17 protein-coding genes and 1 pseudogene are annotated in these 17,786 nt (G+C 68.8%); 5 read left to right on the top strand and 13 right to left on the bottom strand.

Features of this window, described 5'->3' with window-relative positions; genetic code table 11:
* Positions 1 to 232 precede the first annotated feature (232 nt).
* The gene (locus tag ACFRIC_RS16510) at positions 233 to 1,930 is read left to right on the top strand and encodes a hypothetical protein (protein WP_382785582.1); all 1,698 of its coding nucleotides are present in this window, start codon (positions 233 to 235) and stop codon (positions 1,928 to 1,930) included.
* Positions 1,931 to 2,047: 117 nt separating this feature from the next.
* Here the strand turns inward: ACFRIC_RS16510 and ACFRIC_RS16505 are convergent, their stop codons facing one another.
* Together ACFRIC_RS16505 and ACFRIC_RS16500 are read right to left on the bottom strand one after the other, a co-directional pair.
* Positions 2,048 to 2,572 carry a GNAT family N-acetyltransferase gene (locus tag ACFRIC_RS16505; protein ID WP_382785579.1) on the bottom strand — a complete coding sequence of 175 codons (525 nt, stop codon included), beginning with the start codon at positions 2,570 to 2,572 and terminating at the stop codon, positions 2,048 to 2,050.
* A gap of 566 nt (positions 2,573 to 3,138) precedes the next feature.
* Positions 3,139 to 3,438 carry a hypothetical protein gene (locus ACFRIC_RS16500; protein ID WP_382785577.1) on the bottom strand — a complete coding sequence of 100 codons (300 nt, stop codon included), beginning with the start codon at positions 3,436 to 3,438 and terminating at the stop codon, positions 3,139 to 3,141.
* A 299-nt stretch (positions 3,439 to 3,737) separates the two neighbouring features.
* Here ACFRIC_RS16500 and ACFRIC_RS16495 point away from each other — a divergent pair, with 299 nt between their 5' ends.
* On the top strand, positions 3,738 to 4,532 hold the full coding sequence (locus ACFRIC_RS16495; protein WP_382785575.1) for a hypothetical protein: 795 nt from the start codon (positions 3,738 to 3,740) through the stop codon (positions 4,530 to 4,532).
* Between the two features lie 75 nt (positions 4,533 to 4,607).
* Here the strand turns inward: ACFRIC_RS16495 and tnpA are convergent.
* Positions 4,608 to 4,875: pseudogene (gene tnpA, locus ACFRIC_RS16490) on the bottom strand (IS200/IS605 family transposase); the annotation flags it as partial.
* Positions 4,876 to 4,936: 61 nt separating this feature from the next.
* Here tnpA and ACFRIC_RS16485 point away from each other — a divergent pair.
* The gene (locus tag ACFRIC_RS16485) at positions 4,937 to 6,067 is read left to right on the top strand and encodes an RNA-guided endonuclease InsQ/TnpB family protein (RefSeq protein WP_382785945.1); all 1,131 of its coding nucleotides are present in this window, start codon (positions 4,937 to 4,939) and stop codon (positions 6,065 to 6,067) included.
* A gap of 74 nt (positions 6,068 to 6,141) precedes the next feature.
* On the opposite strand, the gene ACFRIC_RS16480 is transcribed toward ACFRIC_RS16485, so the two are convergent.
* The 6 genes from ACFRIC_RS16480 to urtA all read right to left on the bottom strand — a co-directional run bounded on the left by ACFRIC_RS16480 (position 6,142) and on the right by urtA (position 12,626).
* Entirely contained in the window at positions 6,142 to 7,302 is a 1,161-nt protein-coding gene (locus ACFRIC_RS16480) for a DUF3103 family protein (RefSeq protein ID WP_382785569.1), read from the bottom strand.
* A gap of 449 nt (positions 7,303 to 7,751) precedes the next feature.
* On the bottom strand, positions 7,752 to 8,444 hold the full coding sequence (gene urtE / locus ACFRIC_RS16475) for an urea ABC transporter ATP-binding subunit UrtE (protein WP_382785942.1): 693 nt from the start codon (positions 8,442 to 8,444) through the stop codon (positions 7,752 to 7,754).
* Between the two features lie 5 nt (positions 8,445 to 8,449).
* Positions 8,450 to 9,238 (bottom strand): urea ABC transporter ATP-binding protein UrtD, encoded by a 789-nt coding sequence (gene urtD / locus ACFRIC_RS16470; RefSeq protein WP_382785564.1) that lies wholly within the window; start codon positions 9,236 to 9,238, stop codon positions 8,450 to 8,452.
* Positions 9,235 to 10,383, bottom strand: a complete 1,149-nt coding sequence (urtC, locus tag ACFRIC_RS16465) for an urea ABC transporter permease subunit UrtC (protein WP_382785560.1) — start codon at positions 10,381 to 10,383, stop codon at positions 9,235 to 9,237. Before urtC ends, urtD begins: the two co-directional genes overlap by 4 nt.
* Positions 10,380 to 11,267, bottom strand: a complete 888-nt coding sequence (gene urtB / locus ACFRIC_RS16460; RefSeq protein WP_382785557.1) for an urea ABC transporter permease subunit UrtB — start codon at positions 11,265 to 11,267, stop codon at positions 10,380 to 10,382. Before urtB ends, urtC begins: the two co-directional genes overlap by 4 nt.
* A gap of 105 nt (positions 11,268 to 11,372) precedes the next feature.
* Entirely contained in the window at positions 11,373 to 12,626 is a 1,254-nt protein-coding gene (urtA, locus tag ACFRIC_RS16455) for an urea ABC transporter substrate-binding protein (RefSeq protein WP_382785554.1), read from the bottom strand.
* A gap of 396 nt (positions 12,627 to 13,022) precedes the next feature.
* Here urtA and ACFRIC_RS16450 point away from each other — a divergent pair, with 396 nt between their 5' ends.
* Entirely contained in the window at positions 13,023 to 13,505 is a 483-nt protein-coding gene (locus ACFRIC_RS16450; RefSeq protein ID WP_382785551.1) for a MarR family winged helix-turn-helix transcriptional regulator, read from the top strand.
* Here the strand turns inward: ACFRIC_RS16450 and ACFRIC_RS16445 are convergent.
* Both ACFRIC_RS16445 and ACFRIC_RS16440 read right to left on the bottom strand, forming a co-directional pair.
* A complete protein-coding gene (locus tag ACFRIC_RS16445) occupies positions 13,462 to 14,580 on the bottom strand; it encodes a substrate-binding domain-containing protein (RefSeq protein WP_382785549.1) in 1,119 nt (372 codons plus the stop codon). The genes ACFRIC_RS16450 and ACFRIC_RS16445 overlap by 44 nt on opposite strands.
* A 334-nt stretch (positions 14,581 to 14,914) precedes the next feature.
* On the bottom strand, positions 14,915 to 16,516 hold the full coding sequence (locus ACFRIC_RS16440; protein WP_382785546.1) for an SAM-dependent methyltransferase: 1,602 nt from the start codon (positions 16,514 to 16,516) through the stop codon (positions 14,915 to 14,917).
* A gap of 723 nt (positions 16,517 to 17,239) precedes the next feature.
* Between ACFRIC_RS16440 and ACFRIC_RS16435 the strand changes: the two genes are divergently transcribed.
* On the top strand, positions 17,240 to 17,365 hold the full coding sequence (locus tag ACFRIC_RS16435; RefSeq protein WP_382785544.1) for a hypothetical protein: 126 nt from the start codon (positions 17,240 to 17,242) through the stop codon (positions 17,363 to 17,365).
* Here the strand turns inward: ACFRIC_RS16435 and ACFRIC_RS16430 are convergent.
* Together ACFRIC_RS16430 and ACFRIC_RS16425 are read right to left on the bottom strand one after the other, a co-directional pair.
* Entirely contained in the window at positions 17,362 to 17,535 is a 174-nt protein-coding gene (locus ACFRIC_RS16430) for a hypothetical protein (RefSeq protein ID WP_382785541.1), read from the bottom strand. The genes ACFRIC_RS16435 and ACFRIC_RS16430 overlap by 4 nt on opposite strands.
* Before the next feature lie 32 nt (positions 17,536 to 17,567).
* Positions 17,568 to 17,732 carry a hypothetical protein gene (locus tag ACFRIC_RS16425; RefSeq protein ID WP_382785538.1) on the bottom strand — a complete coding sequence of 55 codons (165 nt, stop codon included), beginning with the start codon at positions 17,730 to 17,732 and terminating at the stop codon, positions 17,568 to 17,570.
* Positions 17,733 to 17,786 lie beyond the last annotated feature (54 nt).

The following is a 17,786-nucleotide window of genomic DNA, read 5'->3' as shown; positions in this document are numbered from 1 at the left end:
GTGTGCGCGTCCCGGCACCCGGCGACCAGGCAGACTGCGCTCCCGCTTCGGATCCCACTCGGCCAGATGCTGGTAGGAACCTTGCACACCATCACGTAGTCGCTGCGTACCTCACGGCCGTTGCTGCGGTCGTCACCGCGGCCGGAACGATACTGACCCTGCTGATGCGATGACGGACAGCAAGTCACTCGGAGATCGTCCGTACACGAGCCTGGTGAGCCCGGAGGCACGCATGACCGAACCCGAGGTGATTGCGCTGGTGGCTGCTGACGTCAGGGCCATTCGTGAGTGGCTCCTGCTGGACTTGCGCCAGGTGCGTGCCCTGAACGGGGCTGAGGTAATCGACTTGACCGACGTGCCCAAGCCCGAACTGGCCAGGAGGGTGTTCGGCTCGGCTGAGCCGCCTGCCGTGCGGGCGCACCTGGCGCACCTGCTGGTGAGCGAGAGAGCCGTTGCCGGCGTCACCGCTTTGGACGCCGCGCTCTGGATCGATGCGGCCGGATTGCGTGGCGAGCGAACGGATGTGCGGAGTCTCGCGCGAGAAATGGGGCTGTCGACGCGCCAGGTTCATCGCCGGATCCTCGCCGTCGACGCATCGATAGCACAGTTGCTCACGAGTACCGATACGGCATCGGTTGTCGAGGGAACGCTTGCACCTGACAGACTCGATACGCAAGAACTCTGGGAGGCCGTACGGGCCGAGTGCCTGATGTCGCGGAATCCGGACCGGGCAGCGGACGCCCTGCTGGCCTTGTCGCGAAATCGTTCAGGCAGCCGTCGCACACCGTCGTCACGGAGAGATGACGACGCTCCCGTGTATCGAGCAGGGAACAAGGATGCGCGATATCGAGATGCGGGACGGGCCGTCAACTGGCTTGCGACGACCGCGCACCGGCCACCGCTGGCGCCATTTCGGAATCCGGCGGAGCTGACCGGCAGTCTCGTGACGGCCGACGCCGTCGAACTGGCTGACGACCCGCACGAGTCACTCGACCAGTTGGAGAGGTCCATCCACAGCAATCAGCGTGAGGTGCTGCCACTGCTGCTCCACCATGCAGGACGTTTGATTCCCGACGTTGCCGCGGCCGGAGTGGACACCCGCTTGCGCTACCTCGGTCTCGCCTACTTCGCCACGTTCGAGCCGCAGAATGTCCACGCTCTGCGCTTCGCCCGAGCGCGGCAGGACGAAGCACTTCGGTACAGCCCCAGAGGAGTCCAGGATTGGAGCGTCTTCAAGGGCATGACCGGCCGTGCCTTCATGCTGGGCGCGCTCGGCCACCATGGTGCCGCTGTGCAGGGCTACCTCGCCGCCACCCGCCACTTGGAGCGCCATCGTCCGTACGAGGGGAGGTACCTTCCCGATCTCAGCGACGCGTACGGACGGATCGCGCATCACGAGGCGCTGCGCGGTGGAAACCGGGAACGTGCCCATCGAGCCGTCGCCCGAATGGAACGCATCGCCGCGACTCAGGAAGATCCGGAGATCCACTACACGCTGGCACGCACTCAACTGGAAGTCGAACTGGGGTTCAGTGTCCGCCGTTCCGATGTGTCCCTGGATCCGTCTCGGCCCGAGGTACTCCGCCGCGTCGACAGGGCGTTCGAGCGGTTCATCGATCTGTCGCTTCGGATCGGCAAAGCCAACCGAGAGCTGGCGGCTTGCGATTTGGCCGTTCTGTACGCGACGGCTTCGAGAGACCGTGGGATGCTCGACGACGCAGTACTACGTTTCCAGCAGATCGTCGCCCAGCACGGCGGATACGCCAATCAGGCCCGCCAAATGAACGTGCGGCTCCGGACCGCGACCACCTTGGGCCGGACCTTCTCTGGTGTTCCGGAAGTGACGAGCCGATTCGATCCTCTGAGTGCGGCCGCCGACGTCGTTCCCAGGCGCCCCAGCGGCCTCCTCATCGAGCCGGCCGTGTTGTGAGCTCAGACTGTTCGAAGGATGGTGCGTGCACCATCGCCACCAGCACCGACCGGAGCCCGGTCGATGCGGTGGTCGGGTTCGATCACGTATGCGCGGCTGCGGCGGACAGCGGCGGACTCAGGCCGCCTGGTCCGAGCGCAGCATCGAGTACAGGACCATGTCGCGCCATGCACCGGCCCGGAAGCAGGCCCCGCGCAGGACGCCTTCGCGCGTGAAGCCCGCTCCCTCAAGGGCACGCTGCTCGGCGATGTTCGACAGTTCGGTGCTCGCCTCGACCCTGTTGGCCTTGGTGTGGTCGAACAGGTAGGCGGCGAGCCGGCGCTGCGCCTGCGTCCCGTAGCCCTTGCCGCGTCCGACGGTGAGCAGGGAGATGCCGATGTTCCAGCATGGAGACGCCGGGCCTTGCATCACCTCGTGCCACTGCACCTCGCCGACGAACCGGTCGTCTTCGCCGGCGATCACGAGCCTGCCGCCCTGAGCGGACAGGAATCCGTCAGCCCACTGCCGTCGAAGTTGCCCTGGATTGCGGAATCCGAAGAAGCCGTGGTCTCCGGCTTCGGCGGGATCTTCGTGAAGGCGTTCGAGCTGGTCCAGGTCCTTCTCGGTGACGGGGCGCAGGTGAATGTGATCAGCGTTCAGCATGATCACAGGGTACGAGGCGTACGAGCCGACCCTTGTCCCGTCCCGGCCCACGGGGCTCCGACGCGGGCCTCGTGGCCACAAGCCCGGCGGTGGCGGCGTGCAGGAGGGGCGTCATCGTCCGGGGGTGACAGCCACCGCGCGGCAGCTCGCCCTGAAACGACCAGGTCGATCGAGGACTTGGGAGCCGACACTCCATCTCATACAGGCACGCCCGCCGGATCGTCGCCAAGCACCTCGTTCCACGCAAGGACCTCCAGGGTTCGGCGGCGGTCGGATCATCCCTTGCCCAGGCAGACGTCTGCTGCTGGGGCCGACAAGGGCTGTCGGGCGCCGGCGGAACCGTCTCTGGAGTACGCCCTTCGGTGACGGTTCCGGGCGCTGGGGAACGTCGTACCGGCCGTACTTGAGGATCAGCGGCATCCGTGTGTCACAGGGGCTCCTGGTGTTGCCGTACGGCCCGAACTGCGGGTGCGACACGACGAACCGGCCCCGGCGCGCCCGCGAAGGGCGTGCCGGGGCCGGTTCCGGTTGGTGTCGTCGGCGCCGCCTAGGAGCAGATGTCGGCGTCAGCCACGAGGTGCGTGGTGGCACTCCTTGTGGGCGGGGCTCCACACGCGGGTCCAGTGGCCGGGGTGCCAGTGGTGGTGACGGTCCCGGAAGGCCGGCTGCCACTGCCGCACCCAGTGACCCGCCACCTTCACGCAGTGGCGCGACCCCGCCGACGGCCGGTGGTCCTGCGACGCCCGCGACGGCCGGTGGTCCTGCGGGGCGGCCGACGCGGTACCGACCGTACCGACGACCGCGCCCGCGGCCAGGGCCACCGTCGCCGCGCCCAGGGCCGCGGCCCTCTTCAACCCGTTGATCATGTTCAGACCTTTCCGTACGGACCGGGGCCGACGCCCCGGCACTGCCCGGACCATTCGGCCAGGCACGCACTGATCCTCACCGTCGGGCACGGGCAAATCGCCACGGAAAACCCCCTCTTAAGAAATGCCAAGCAATTTCTCATTCTGCGCAAATAGTCATACATGCGCGCCTATGGTGTGCCCGTCCCGTCAGGAGCTTGACCGGGTGCTTCCTCGACGGAGGAAGGCGGAAAGCGAGCGTGTCCGTGTGGTGGAGTGTGGGCCTCTGACGACTCCGACAGCAGGGAACACGTCTTCCGATGACCCCGCAGCCCGCCCGCCCTGAGCACATCGGTCCCGAGGCCGCCTCGGTCATGGGTGTCTCGCCGTTCAAGCCTTCGCTCGTCAAGGCGGTGTTCAGTGACGTGACCTCGATGCCCGTCTCTCGGTCCGCCACGTGGGCCGCCGCATCGGTGACGCGGACGGTGCTCACGGAGATCATCGCCGGCGCGAGGAGAGCGGCGGCGGAGGAGGCCCGGAGGAAGCTGATGCCGAGGGACCTTCTCTCGGCGATCGACCGGAACGTCGAACTCGAGGTGGGGACCCGGTGGTTCAACCACAGCCCGACCTTCCGAGGCCTGACCGGTGTCCTGTACGACGCCGACGGTGTCATCGTGTCTTCTCCTAAACGCAGCAGGTCGCGCAAACCGAGTGCCGTGGTCGGCGCCCACAGGTTCGAGGCCGGGGTCAAGAAGCTGCTGTGGAGTCAGGGGGTGACGGCCGTCCCGGCGATGGTCCGCGACCTGGACGGAATCGCGAGCGTGTTCCTGACGGACCTCGCCCGGGACGCGGCCATGGTCGCCCGCGAGCGCTGGGTCAAACGTTTCGGTACGGTCACCCCGGTGGTGTCGGGTGAACCGACCCCACCGCCCCTTCTCGATGATTCCCTCCGCCTCCTGTCCACCCGCAGGGGGAACCCGCGGACCATCGGCAGGGACGACATCCTGGCCGCCACCGCGATTCAGTTGTTCGGCGGCGACCTCAGGCAGCGAGCCCTCACTGAGGCACGCAACGCGACACAGGGCACTTCGGCCCTACCTGCTGCTCGAAGCTGAGATCGGGGCGGGGAGCAGCGGCCACGGGTCGGGGGCCGCGGGTGGGGCCGGTGATGTCGTTCGCCAGACCCACCCTCCGTCGCCGGAGCCAACGAGCCGGGAAATGGCGACCGTGGGCGGGTGGTGCACGAGCAGGTGGACGTGATCGCGTTCGTCGTTGAACTCCAGCAGCTCCGCGCCGAAGTCGCCACACACGTCGCGCATGACCTCTTCCCAGCGCCGGAGGATCTCGTCGGTGAACGGTCCGCGCCGATACTCGGAGGGTGAAGACCAAGTGCGCGTGCAGGGTGGAGGGTGCAGGGCCGACACTACGGCCCCTACGGATACCGGGCTTTACTCCCAGCGTAATAACATAGATCAACGCTACGATCACGCCCGTGAAGATCGTGACACAGGTCAAACTCATGCCGGACGCCGCGCAGGCATCCGCGCTTGAGCGCACCCTAGGCACGGTCAACGACGCCGCGAACTGGGTGTCAGAGGTGGCGTTCGAGCACGGCGTGCCGCGTGAGTACGAGCTGCGCAGGCACACCTACGCCGAACTCAAATCCCGTGGGCTGGGAGCGCAGGCCGCGCAACACGTCATCAAGAAGGTCCGCGACTCGTACACCTCGCTCAAGGCCAACATCCGGGCCGGCAACCTCGGCAAGGACGGCTCCAGGCGTCGCCGCAAGGCCGAGTCCAAGCCGATCACGTTCCGGCCCCGGGCCGCGCAGCCGTATGACGACCGGTGTTTGAGCTGGCAGTACGACCAGCGGACCGTGTCCATCTGGACCGTGGACGGCCGGGTCAAGAACATCCGCTTCGCCTGCTCCGCCGACGCGCTCAAGATGCTCCAGACGCACCGGCAGGGCGAATCCGACCTGATCGCGCGCGACGGCGTGTTCTACCTCGTCGCCACCTGCGACGTGCCCGAGGCCGAGCAGTACGAGCCGGACGGCTTCATCGGCGTGGACCTCGGTATCGAGAACATCGCCACCGCCTCCACCGGCTACCTAGCCGCCGGGCGGGGACTCAACCGGTACCGCAAGCGACAGCTTGCCCTGCGAGCCAAGCTCCAGAAGAAGCGGACCAAGAGCGCCAAGCGGCGGCTCAAGGCCCGTGCCCGCAAAGAGACGCGGCACGCCGCCAACCAGAACCACATCATCTCCAAGACGATCGTGACTGAGGCTGAACGCACCGGGCGCGGCCTGTCCCTCGAAGAACTCAAGGGCATCCGCAACCGGGTACGGCTCCGCAAGCCCCAACGGGTCGCACTCCACTCCTGGGCCTTCGTCCAGCTCGGAGACTTCATCGTCTACAAGGCCAAGCGGGCCGGAGTGCCCCTGGTCTTCGTCGATCCCGCGTACACATCGCAGACGTGCGCCGAGTGCGGCCACGTCGACAAGCGCAACCGTGTCGACCAGGGGCTTTTCATCTGCCGGGGGTGCGGGGTCGTTGCCCACGCCGACCGGAATGCTTCCCACAACATCGCCACCCGTGGCGAGAGCGTGTGGAATGCGGGGCGTGAGTCACGCGTCCCTACCACCCCATAGGGGTGTCTGGACGGAGGAGTCCACCCCAGCAGCCAGCTGGACACTACCTCCAAGCCCGGTGGATCAGCGCCGGGTCAAGTTGACAACTGCTGTACGAAGTACGGTTCGACGGTCATCCAGCCGTTGCCACGAGCGCCGTAGCGGGTGCCGTTGTCGCTGCTGGCCAGGGTGTACCAGGAGTCGACGTAGTCGGGATCGTCCGTCCACCAGTCGTTCGGGATGGCGTCCAGGATGGCGTTCACCAGGGGGATGTACGTGCCCTGGTCGGTGATGGTGAGCAGGGCGGTGGCGATGGCCTTGGCGAGGTCGCGGTAGTTGGTGCTGCCGTCCTCTTCCATCATCACGGCATCGGCCAGGTCGTACTTGTAGTTCGACCAGTTGACCAGGATCTGGCCGGGCCGGTAGACCGTGCCGTCATTGTCGAGGTAGGGCATGTCGACGGGGTCGACACGTACGGCGCCGTCCTGCCCGAAGCCGGTGACCAGCGTGTAGATCTCGGCGTCGCCCTTGATCCACGGCTCTTCGTCGTCCGAGAGCTCCACCGCGCTGATGCGGGTGGTCCAGAAACCGCCGGCTGCCGTCTGTGCCTGCGGCTTCCGGGTGGCGCCCGTCCTCGGCCCCGCTGCCGCTGCCACCTCCGGTGCGGCGGAGTCCACGCCGTAGTGGCGCAGTTGCCTGTTCAGGACACCCAGGCCGGCGGCCAGCGCCTTGGAGCCGTCGATGTCCACGACGTACACGGGACGGGCGGGTGCGTGGCGGGCGTCGAGTACGTGAGCGCGGCCTTGGACGTCGTAGGCGACGATCGTGGCGGCGTGATCGTCGGCGGTGGCGGGGGCCACCCAGGGCACCTTTCCGGCGGACAGGCCGCCGCGCATCGCGCGGTCCCCGAGGCGCAGCCGGAGCAGCGAACCGATCCCGGCGTCGAGGCCCTTGGCGGCGGCGATCCGGCGGTCCGCCGTGGCCAGCGTGGACTTCAGGTCGCCTTCGGCGCGGCCGGCCAGAGAGGTGACGGAGACCTCGTCGGTGGTCAGGGCGGCATGCTGAACGCGGGCGCGCCAGGCGGGGTCGGAGAGGGAACGGGCTATGGCACGCGCCGCCTGGTCCTGCGCCGAGGCGACCCTGGAGGCGGCAGCCGGCGCGGTGGGGGCTGCCGAAGCGGCAGGGGCTGCGGGAGCGGCGGCTGCCGGCAGGGCGGCAGCGGTCTGGCCGACGGACAGGGCGACTAAGGACACCACGACGGCGACGGCGCCACGGCGGCGCGTTTCACGAGGTCTCACTGGGCGATCCTCCGGGAGAGTGCGGACGGGCACGCTGGCAGGTGGAACGTCGAAACGCGAATCTATGCGAGTAGATTCACGGAAAGCATGGCGGGTCCATGACAGATAGGGCAAGGGGTGCGCACCGCGGAAGACAGGGTGACCCGGATCGGTTTCCTCACCGCGTCGGCAAGGCCCGAGCAAGGCGCAGTCGCCACGGCCGGGGCCCATCCGTCCCCTCTGGTCTTCCCTCCGACCCGAGCAGCACGAGGAGACACGGCCGAGATCCGTCCATCCCGTGTGGCCGTCCCCCCGACACGAGCGGGACGAGGGTGACGACCGCGTCATGTCGTACTCGCTGAACAGCCGAACGCGCCCTCGCCCGACCTCCCGGTCGCTCGGTCGAGGGCGCGTTCAACCGCCGGGGCTCACACGCTGAGCGCCGTTCGTACGGTCTGTTCGGCGGCCGTTCCGCCCTCGCCCGAGGACGTCACCCGCCCGGCCTCCAGTACGTAGTACCGCTGGGCGGCGCGCATGGCGAACCCGACGTGCTGTTCGACCAGGAGGACGGAGAGGCCGCCGCGCCGGGTGAGGGCGAGGATCGTCTCCTCGATCTCGGCGACGACCGACGGCTGGATGCCCTCCGTCGGCTCGTCGAGCAGCAGCAGCCTGGGGCGGGTGATCAGCGCGCGGGCGATGGCGAGTTGCTGGCGCTGGCCGCCGGAGAGCAGTCCGGCGCGGCGGCCGGACAGCTCGCGCAGGACCGGGAAGAGGTCCAGTGCCTCGGCGGTCGCCGCTCTGCCGTCGGGGCGTCCGTCGGCGACGAGTTGGAGGTTCTCGGCGGTGGTGAGGTGGGGGAAGCACTGCTGGCCCTGGGGGACGTACGCCGTCCTGCGGGCGACCCGTTGGTGCGGGGCGAGGTGGGTGATGTCCTCACCGTCCAGCCGGACGCTGCCGCTCTTGGGCTTGATCAGGCCCATGGCGGCGCGCAGCAGGGTGCTCTTGCCGGCGCCGTTGTGGCCGAGGACGGTGGCGACACCGTCTTTCGGGACCGTGACCGTGACGCCGTGCAGGACCGTGGTGCGGTCGTAGCCGGCCCGGACGGAGCTGATCTCCAGCATCTGACTCATGCCTCCTCGGCGACGGCCACGGGAGTGGCGGGAGCGGGCTCGGGTTCGCGTTCGGCGGTGCGGCCGAGGTAGACCTCCTGGACCTTGGTGTCGGCCTGGACCTCGGCGACGGTGCCCTCGCTGAGGACCTTGCCGGCGTGCAGGACGCTGACGCTGCGGGCGAAGGAGCGCATGAAGTCCATGTCGTGCTCGATGACGACGACCGTGCGGTCCGCGCTGATGCGCCGGAGCAGCGCGCCGGTGGCCTCGCGCTCGTCGTGGCTCATGCCGGCGACCGGCTCGTCGAGCAGCAGCAGTCTCACGTCCTGGACGAGGAGCATGCCGATCTCCAGCCACTGCTTCTGCCCGTGGGCCAGGACGCCGGCGGGGCGGTCGCGCAGGTGGGTCAGTCCGGTGGTCTCCAGGGCGTTGGCGACCGGCTCGGGGATGTCCTTGCGGCGTCGGAGCATCGTCCACGGGCCCCGTCCGGCGCCCGACGCGATGTCGAGGTTCTGCAGGACGGTCAGTTCCTCGAAGACCGTGGCCGTCTGGAACGTACGCCCGATCCCCATGCGGGCGATCTTGTGGACGGGCCTGCCCAGCAGGTCCTGGTCGCCGAAGCGCACCGAGCCCGTCGCCTTCACCAGGCCGGTGACGGCGTCGACCAGGGTGGTCTTGCCGGCGCCGTTGGGGCCGATGAGGAAGCGCAGGTCGCCGGGGTGGATGTCCAGGTCGACGCCGTCGACGGCCGTGAAGCCGTCGAAGGTGACGCGCAGGTCGCGGACGGTCAGTCCCTCGCCGCTCATGCCGTCTCTCCCGTCGTACGAGTAGCGGTTGCGGTGGCGGTGGCGGTGGCGGAAGCGTTGCGGCGCCTGCGCAGGACGACGCCGAGCGAGGCCAGGCCGCCGGGCAGGAAGCCGACCGCCACCACGAACAGCAGGCCTTGGAGGTACGTCCACGCGGCGGGGAAGGCGTCGGACAGCGTGCTCTGTGCCCATGCCACCGCGATCGCGCCGAGCACCGCGCCCACCAGCGAGGCCCGGCCGCCGACCGCCGCGCCGATGACGAAGCCGATGGAGGGCACGATCCCGATCAGCGCCGGGGAGATGATCCCGACCGCCGGGACGAAGAGGGCGCCGGCCAGGCCCGCCATGCCGGCCGCGAGGACGTACGCGACGAGCTTGACGTTGGCCGGGTTGTAGCCGAGGAAGCGCACCCGCTCCTCGGAGTCCCGTGCGGCGACGAGGAGTTCACCGAACCGGCTGACGAACAACTGTCGGGCGCCGACCATCAGGAGCAGCAGCACGGCGGCGATGATGAAGTACACCATCCGCTGGTTGACGGGGTCGTCGAGGGAGTAGCCGAGGAAGCCGTGGATGTCGGTGAGGCCGTTGGTGCCGCCGGTGGTGGCCTGCTGGCCGATCAGCCAGATGGACAGGGCGGCGGCCAGCGCCTGGCTGAGGATCGCGAAGTAGGCGCCTTTCACCCGGCGGCGGAAGACGAAGAAGCCGAGCAGCGCGGCCACCGCCATCGGCAGCAGCACCGTCATGGCGAGCGCGAACGGCGGATCGGCGAACGGCTTCCACCACCAGGGCAGGGTGTCGCCGGTTCCGTAGAGCTGCATGAAGTCGGGCAGGGTCTCGCCGGTGGCGGCCGCGTCGGTGAGCTTGAGGTGCATGGCCATGGCGTAGCCGCCGAGGCCGAAGAAGACGCCCTGGCCGAGCACCATGAGCCCGCCGCGGCCCCAGGCGAGGCTGACGCCGACCGCGACGATCGCGTAACACAGGTATTTGGCGAGGAGGTTGAGGCGGAAGTCGGAGAGGACGACGGGGGCGACGCCGAGGAGGAGCGCGGCGCCGAGAACGAATCCGGCGGGGACCCGGAACCGCTGCAGCAGGGGCGTCGGCGACGGCGTCGACACGGCGGACGTGGGAGTGGTCGTCGTCGTCATGCCAGGCTCCGGGTGCGCAGGGTGTACAGGCCCTGGGGTCGCCACTGGAGGAAGGCGACGATCGCGACGAGCACGACGACCTTGGCGACGCTGACCGTCGTCGAGTATTCGAGGACCGATTGGAGGATGCCCAGCGCGAAGGCGGTGATGACGCTGCCCTTGAGCTGTCCGATGCCGCCCACGACGACGACCAGGAAGGCGTCGACGATGTAGTTGGTGCCCATGGTCGGGCCGATCGGGCCGACGAGGGTGAGGGCGACGCCGGCGACGCCCGCGAGGCCCGAGCCGATGAAGAAGGTGATGCGGTCGACCTGTCCGGTGGCGATCCCGGAGACCTCGGCGAGGTCGCGGTTCTGGACGACGGCGCGGATACGGCGGCCCAGTGGCGTGAGTTTCAGGATGAGGGTGAGGGCGAGGACGCTCAGCAGGGCCAGGCCGAGGATGAACAGGCGGTTGTTGGCGAAGGTGATGCCGCCGCCCAATGCGATGTTGCCGGTGAGGACGTCGGGCGCGGCGGTCTGCACGTTGGGGGCGCCGAAGATGTCGCGGGCGAGCTGCTGGAGCATCAGCGAGACGCCCCAGGTCACGAGGAGCGTGTCCAGGGGGCGGGTGTAGAGGCGGCGGATGAGCAGCCATTCCAGCAGGGCGCCCATGGCGCCGGCGACCAGGAAGGCGATCGGCAGGGCGACGAGCAGCGAGACGCCCGCGCTGCTGATCGACTTCTGCAGCACGTACGTGGTGTAGGCGCCGGCCATGATGAACTCGCCGTGCGCCATGTTGATCACGCCCATCTGGCCGAAGGTCAGGGTCAGACCGAGGGCGATGAGCAACAGGACGGCACCGATGCTGATGCCGGTGAGGGACTGGTTGAGGATGACCGTCATGGGTCGGCTCCGGGTCGGGGGCAGGGGTGCGGGTGTACGCGTGTGCCATGGGCGTGGCCCGGCCCTGGGAGTGGGCCGGGTCCGGTGCCGGGCGGGGGGTGGTGGTCAGGAGAGTCCGGAGGCCCAGGAGTAGCCCTTGAGGTACGGGTCCGGCTTGACCGGCTTGCCGGAGTTCCACACCTCGGTGATCAGACCGTCGGAGCCGACCTTGCCGATCCGGGCGGTCTTGTAGACGTGCTGGGTGGCGCCGTCCACGGTCACCTTGCCCTCGGGGGCGTCGAGTTCGATGCCGTCGGAGGCCGCCTTCACCTTCTCCACGTCGAAGGACCCGGCCTTCTCGACCATCTCCTTCCACAGGTACACGGAGATGTAGGCGGCCTCCATCGGGTCGGAGGTCGGCTTGCCCTTGCCGTACGCCGCCTGGTACGCGGCCACGAACTTCGTGTTGGCCGCGCCCGGGGTGGTCTCGTAGTAGTTCCAGGCCGTGAACTGACCGTCCAGGTACTGGGTGCCGATGCTCTTGACCTCCTCCTCGGCGATGGAGACCGAGAGCACCGGCAGGCTCTTCGCGGTCAGGCCCGCGGACTTGTACTCCTTGAAGAAGGCCACGTTGGAGTCACCGTTGAGGGTGTTGAACACGGCGTCCGCGCCGGCGTCCTTGACCTTGTTGACGATGGTGCCGAACTCCGTGGAGCCGAGGGGGGCGTAGTCCTCGCCGACGACCTCCATGCCGTTGGCCTTCGCGTACGCCTTGATGATCTTGTTGGCGGTGCGCGGGAAGACGTAGTCGCTGCCGACCAGGTAGAGCTTGGTCAGCCCCTGCTTCTTGAGGTAGTCCAGAGCGGGCACGATCTGCTGGTTGGTGGTCGCGCCGATGTAGAAGATGTACGGCGACTGCTCCAGGCCTTCGTACTGCACCGGGTAGAACAGCAGCGACTTGTACCGCTCGAAGACCGGCTTGACGGCCTTTCGGCTGGCCGAGGTCCAACAGCCGAAGGTGGCGACGACCTTGTCGTCCTTGATGAGGGTCTCCGCCTTCTCGGCGAAGGTGGGCCAGTCTGAGGCGCCGTCCTGGCTGACGGGCTCGAGCTTCTTGCCCAGCACGCCACCGGCGGCGTTGATCTCCTTCACCGCGAGCAACAACGCGTTGTGGACGGTGACTTCACTGATCGCCATCGTGCCCGAGAGCGAGTTCAGCAGACCTACCTTGACTGTGTCACCGGAGGTGTCGGCCTTGGCGCCGGAGCCGGTGGACGTGGTGTCGCCCGTCTTGGCGCCGCACGCGCTGAGGGCGGCGGATGCGCCGGCGGCCGACATTCCGGCGAGGAGACCGCGTCGGCTGATGCTGAACCCGGACATGCACAACCTCCTTGCCCCGAAGGGCGATACGAAGAGAGCGGAAAGGCTCTGGGGAGGGGATGAGGGGAAAGCGCTTCAGAGGCGGCGGTGTCGACGCACGGGTTCCCCAGCCGTTCCGGGGTGGTGTCCGGGCTGGTCGCTGAAGTGCGACCACAGCCTGTTGGGAAACTGTTTCAACCACGTTTCGGAGCAATTGAAGAACAGTTTCCAGTGAAAGTAACGTGGCCGGCCAAAATCGAAGAAGCAGCTTCCGAATACGTCCGGTCGAGGACTTCACAGAAACGGCGATCAATGCTTCCCATGGAAAGGGTCAGTTATTCTGATTCCCCTTTTCAAGGGCCCGGTGATCGGCGGTAGGCTCAGGCACCGGTCGGCGAGCACGAGTGGAGGAGCATGATGGCGAGACGACCCCAGGACCTGCTCCACCTGCTCACGCGGGCCGAACGTCTCGCCGTGCGCCGAGTGCAGGCCGTCCTCGACGAGTTCGAGTGCTCCGTGGAGGCGTGGCGGGTGCTCGACCTGCTCTCCGACGGGCAGGGCCACAACATGACGGCCCTCGCCGACCACGCCTTCCTGCCGGCTCCGAGCCTCACCAAACTGATGGACCAACTCGTCGACCAGAACCTGGTCTACCGTCGTGTCGACCCGGCCGACCGGCGCCGCGTCCTGGCCCAGCTCACCCCACGGGGCAAGCAGCGATGGCAGTTGCTGGCGCGTGAAGTGCGCGCCGACTGGCGGGACTTGGAGCCTCTGCTCGCGGGCGAGGAGCTGGACGACCTGCTCGCACGTCTTGCCGAGGCCCTGGAAGGACGGCTCACCGCAGACCCGGCACGCGTCACGGCAGATCGTACGGGGAAGGCAGTTGGGCCAGCACGTTGAAGTCGGGCCCGGCCGCCTCCGCCAGGTAGATGCGCTGGCGTACGTGCCGGTCGTGAAGGTGGAGCAGGCCGCGCGGACCCTCGTAGGAGACGGTCTCGGCGGCGGCCGAGATCGCCGAGACGTCCAGGGTGCGGGCCCGCTCGACGAGCGAGGCGAGCAGCAGCACCCCCTCGTAGCACGACTCGCCGAGACTGCCGGGGGCCGGCGCCTCGAAGCCGAAGCGGGCGGCATACCGACCGTGGAAGTCCAAGGTGTCCTGATTGGCCAGCGAGGCGAAGTAACCGGCCGTGCTGAACAGGCCGCCGGTCGCCTCCGGGCCACTGGCCATCAGCATGTTCTCGTCCATCAGCGTGCTCAGCCGCAGACAGCGCTGGTCGAGGCCCGAGGCGGCGAAGGCCCGGTTGAAGCGGACCGCGTCGCTGCCGACGAGCAGCATCAGCACCCCGTCCGCGTCCGCGTGCTCGATGCGCCGCAGCACATCGGCGAAGTCCTCGGTCCCCAGTGGCAGATACGCCTCGCCGCAGACCCGTCCACCCCGCAGCGCGCGGGCGTAGCGGCGGGCGGCGCGGGCGGTGCGCCGGGGCCAGACGTAGTTGTTGCCGACGACGAACCACCGGCGTAACCGCCGCGTCTCGGCGAGCAGCCGCATGGCGGGCTGCAGTTGCCAGTCCGGCGTCTCGCTGGTCATGAAGACACCGTCCGTGCGCTCCCCGCCTTCGTACAGGGCGGTGTACACATACGGCACCCGGTGTGCGACGCGTGGCGCCAGCGCCTGCCGGACCGAGGAGATGTGCCAGCCGGTCACCCCGTGGACCGCGCCGGTCGCCACCAGGGCCTCGACCTCCTCGGCGACCTTCTCCGGTTCGGCTCCGCCGTCGACCTCCAGCAGCCGGAGCTCTCTGCCGAGTACGCCGCCGCTCTTGTTGATCTCTTCGGCGGCCAGCCGCGCGCACGCTTCACAGGCGGGACCGAAGATGCCGGCAGGGCCTTGCATCGGGTACACGAGCGCGACGTTCAGGGTCGAATCGTCGGCCGTGAACCACTCGGGGGTGCAGGGGTGGAGCGGCCGGCGCATGTTCACATGATGGCCCGACTGCGTACGGCGCCCCATCACCGGCCGGAATCGAAACCGATTCGTAGGAAACGCGCCACCGTCCAAGGAGTGGTCAACCGCCCCGGTAATCCCCTTGAACCACAGCCGGGTGGACGGGACAGGCTTGCCCGGTGATTGGAGGACACGTGCCCGAACACGCGCCGGAACCGGGTACCCAAGCTGACCCTTGCGCGCGAAAGCAGAGAAAATCCACACCCTCCTGCAAGGCGCGCGGCGGACACGACACCGGCCGGGCCCCCGGGCTCCCGCGGGTCCGGGGCCCGGCCATGTCGTGCGGCGCGCGACGTCGGAGGGCTCAGTCCCGGGATGCCACCACCCTGGTGAGGGTCAGCAAACGCCCCGTGTCAGCGACGATCGGGTCCTCCTGGGCCGGGCCGGATGTCCACTCCGGATCGGCGAACTCCGCGCAGGTGCGGTTCCACAACCACCACTCCCGCCAACCGTCCTCCAGGGCGTCCGCGGTCTCCACCGTGACCACCCCACTGCGTTCCCAGGTCCGCCGCCACCACTGGGCGGTCCGGAACGTCCAGAAGTCCGCGTCGGCCGCCCACGGCGACAAATGCTCTGGCACCGGCTCGGCGTCGAGGTCGACCAGCGTGCCCGGTGCCGCCATGGCGATCTGCCCGCCGGGCCGCACACACCGTGCCAGCGTCGGCAGGTAGCGGACGTCCGTCCCGAAGTAGTGGTAGGCGTCCACGCTCACGACCGCGTCGAAGTACCCGTCGGCGAATGGCAGTTCATGCGCCTCGACGCGCATCGGCGTCACCGATCCCGCGCCCGCGCCGGCCTCCCGCACGCGCCGCCAGTTCTCCCCCGGCCCGATCCAGAGATCCGCGGCCGTGACGTGCACCCCGAACTCGCGGGCCAGGAACACCGAGGTGAGAGCCGTCCCGCAACCGAGGTCGAGTATCCGCATGCCGGGCTCCAGCCGCATCGCGCCGGTGAGCCACTCCATCAGCCACAGCGGGTGCGGGCCCATCACGTTGGCCATGACCCACGCCGGGTCGTACGCCGCGCTCCGCGGATACTGCGGCAGCGTCAACCGCTCGGCCAGCACGCCGGGTTCGGCGACGGGTGGCTTCCAGAGCGAGGTCCGCTCGCCGCCGTCCCCGGTTGCTTCCGTTTCCGGCTTCCGAGCGACGATCCGGGCGAATCCCAGCGTCTGTCCCGCGTCCGCGCGCAGCATCGCGGCGACGCCGGCCGAGCCTCGCTCGGGGTCGGCCGCGAGCACCGCCTCCTCCCAGGCGAGCCAGTTCGCCGCGCCGTCCGGGAGGAGGTCCGCACGGTCGACATCCACCTTCCCCGAGGACTCCCAGAGCTGCCGCCACCATTGCGCGGTGTGCCAGCCGTTGTACTCCCAGTCCCACCACGGCGCGAGATGGTCGGGCGCGCGTCCGTCCAGCTCCTGTGTGGTGCCCGGGGTGACGACGCCGATCTGCCCGCCGGGCCGGACGAACCGCAGCAGGGACTGCAGGAACCAGTGGTCCGTGCCGAAGTACTCGTAGGCGTCGACGCAGACCACCGCGTCGAAGTACTCCTCGGCGAACTTCAGGTCGTGCGCGTCGACGCGCAGCGGGACGACCGAGTCCTCGGCGCCGGCCGCGCGGATCCGTTCCCAGTTCTCGGACGGGTCGATCCACAGGTCTGCCGCGGTGACGTGGACGCCGTACTCGCGGGCGAGGAAGACGGACGTGAGGGCGCGCCCGCAGCCGAGGTCGAGGACGCGCATGCCCGGCCGGAGATCCATCGCGGCGGTCAGCTCCTCGACGAGCCAGAGGGCGTTGGGCCCCATCTGGTTCTCGAGTACCCAGTCGGCCGGGTAGGTCGCGGCGCGAGGCGCACCCTCGACGGCGATAAGGTCCTGAAGCTTTGTCAGGTAGAACGAAGAGTCGCTCATGGCGAGAGAAGGGTTCCTTGTCGAGAGATCAAGGACCCGGAGAACTGGACGGACGAAGGGTCGCGGCGTCAGCCCCGGGCCCGGAAGGCGGGGATGGCGGAAGCACTGCACACGGCAGCGCCGAACCCGACGGTCATCAACCCACCTCCTCATGCCTCGAACAGCTCCCAGACCAGCGTCGTGAACGGTACCAGACGGCCGGACCGGTCGGGCAGGGAAGCAGCGTGGTCGAGCGCAGGACGTGGTGGCCGGAGCCCCAACTCATGGCGGAGACGGCGCAGAAGGTGCGGCCGGCGCCGGAGAGGTAGTCGATCTTCGAGTTGTTGACGGTGTTCTGGCCGTCACGGGCGCTGGTCGCGTCCTGGAGCTGGGCGCACTCGCGGTAGGTCTCGTGGACGGAATTCAGGACCTGGTGGCCGTCCCAGCCCCGAGCGGCGGGTTGACGTTCAGGTCGCCGCCGAACACCTCGCGGTAGCCGTTGTCCTTGGCCTTCTGCTCGTCCGCCGCCAGTTCGTCCCGCTGTTATCCGTGGTACTGCCAGGCGGGGTCGTCAAAGTGCGCGCCGCCGCTGCTGAAGTGCGCGCCGCCGGTGCTGAAGTGCGCGCCGCAGTACATCACGGCCCCGGAGGTGATGGCCGCGCTCAGGGCGGCCGGCTGTTCTACGGGGTACGCCCTTCCCTGGGAATCCGTGGTCCTGGACGGGGACTTCAGGATGTGGGCCCGGTGCCAGGTGTTCTCCTCCAGGAGAGCGACGCTGACGCCGTAGGCGCCGAGGTCGCCGTACCCGGCGGCGTCGGCGCACTCCTGCTGCGCGAGAACCGCCGCACCGCCGCTCGTGCCGACGTTTAGTGGATCGGCGCGAGCCTGACGTCCCAGCCGGTGCCGGTGCGGTTCTCCAGCGCCGTCTCGATCGGCTTGGCGAACTTCTCGCAGGACTCCTCGAAAAGGAACGCGTCGGGGGTGTCCGGCTCAAGGCGCTGCCGATGCTCTTTCGGGCAGTAGTTGCCACGTGCAAGCATCAGGATCAACGGGTCCCGGCCCTGGATCTCGCTCAGCGTGCGGACGGTGCCGGTGTGGCCCGTTTGACCTCGTCATGCGCCGCTTGGATGTCGTCGACGATCAGGTGCAGACCCTGGGCCGTGCCCGGCGCCTGCGCGGTGACGGACCTGCCGAAGGTGACCGCCGCCGGCGACCCGGGCGGGGTCACCTGCACCACCCGGAAGTCCTCGCCGACGGGGACGTCGGCGTCCAGCCATCAGCCCGGTCCCGA

It is taken from the genome of Streptomyces sp. NPDC056738 (assembly GCF_042790435.1).
GTDB lineage: Bacteria > Actinomycetota > Actinomycetes > Streptomycetales > Streptomycetaceae > Streptomyces.
This window is presented reverse-complemented; position numbering and strand designations above follow the sequence as displayed.

Coding starts and splice junctions, on each gene's coding strand:
- ACFRIC_RS16430 (WP_382785541.1), bottom strand. CDS start 17,535: ATGCTTGCACGTGGCAACTACTGCCCGAAAGAGCATCGGCAGCGCCTT.
- ACFRIC_RS16445 (WP_382785549.1), bottom strand. CDS start 14,580: ATGCGCCGGCCGCTCCACCCCTGCACCCCCGAGTGGTTCACGGCCGAC.
- urtC (WP_382785560.1), bottom strand. CDS start 10,383: ATGACGACGACGACCACTCCCACGTCCGCCGTGTCGACGCCGTCGCCG.
- urtB (WP_382785557.1), bottom strand. CDS start 11,267: ATGACGGTCATCCTCAACCAGTCCCTCACCGGCATCAGCATCGGTGCC.
- urtE (WP_382785942.1), bottom strand. CDS start 8,444: ATGCTGGAGATCAGCTCCGTCCGGGCCGGCTACGACCGCACCACGGTC.
- ACFRIC_RS16440 (WP_382785546.1), bottom strand. CDS start 16,516: ATGAGCGACTCTTCGTTCTACCTGACAAAGCTTCAGGACCTTATCGCC.
- ACFRIC_RS16450 (WP_382785551.1), top strand. CDS start 13,023: ATGGCGAGACGACCCCAGGACCTGCTCCACCTGCTCACGCGGGCCGAA.
- ACFRIC_RS16485 (WP_382785945.1), top strand. CDS start 4,937: ATGCCGGACGCCGCGCAGGCATCCGCGCTTGAGCGCACCCTAGGCACG.
- ACFRIC_RS16495 (WP_382785575.1), top strand. CDS start 3,738: ATGACCCCGCAGCCCGCCCGCCCTGAGCACATCGGTCCCGAGGCCGCC.
- ACFRIC_RS16500 (WP_382785577.1), bottom strand. CDS start 3,438: ATGATCAACGGGTTGAAGAGGGCCGCGGCCCTGGGCGCGGCGACGGTG.
- ACFRIC_RS16510 (WP_382785582.1), top strand. CDS start 233: ATGACCGAACCCGAGGTGATTGCGCTGGTGGCTGCTGACGTCAGGGCC.
- urtD (WP_382785564.1), bottom strand. CDS start 9,238: ATGAGCGGCGAGGGACTGACCGTCCGCGACCTGCGCGTCACCTTCGAC.
- urtA (WP_382785554.1), bottom strand. CDS start 12,626: ATGTCCGGGTTCAGCATCAGCCGACGCGGTCTCCTCGCCGGAATGTCG.
- ACFRIC_RS16505 (WP_382785579.1), bottom strand. CDS start 2,572: ATGCTGAACGCTGATCACATTCACCTGCGCCCCGTCACCGAGAAGGAC.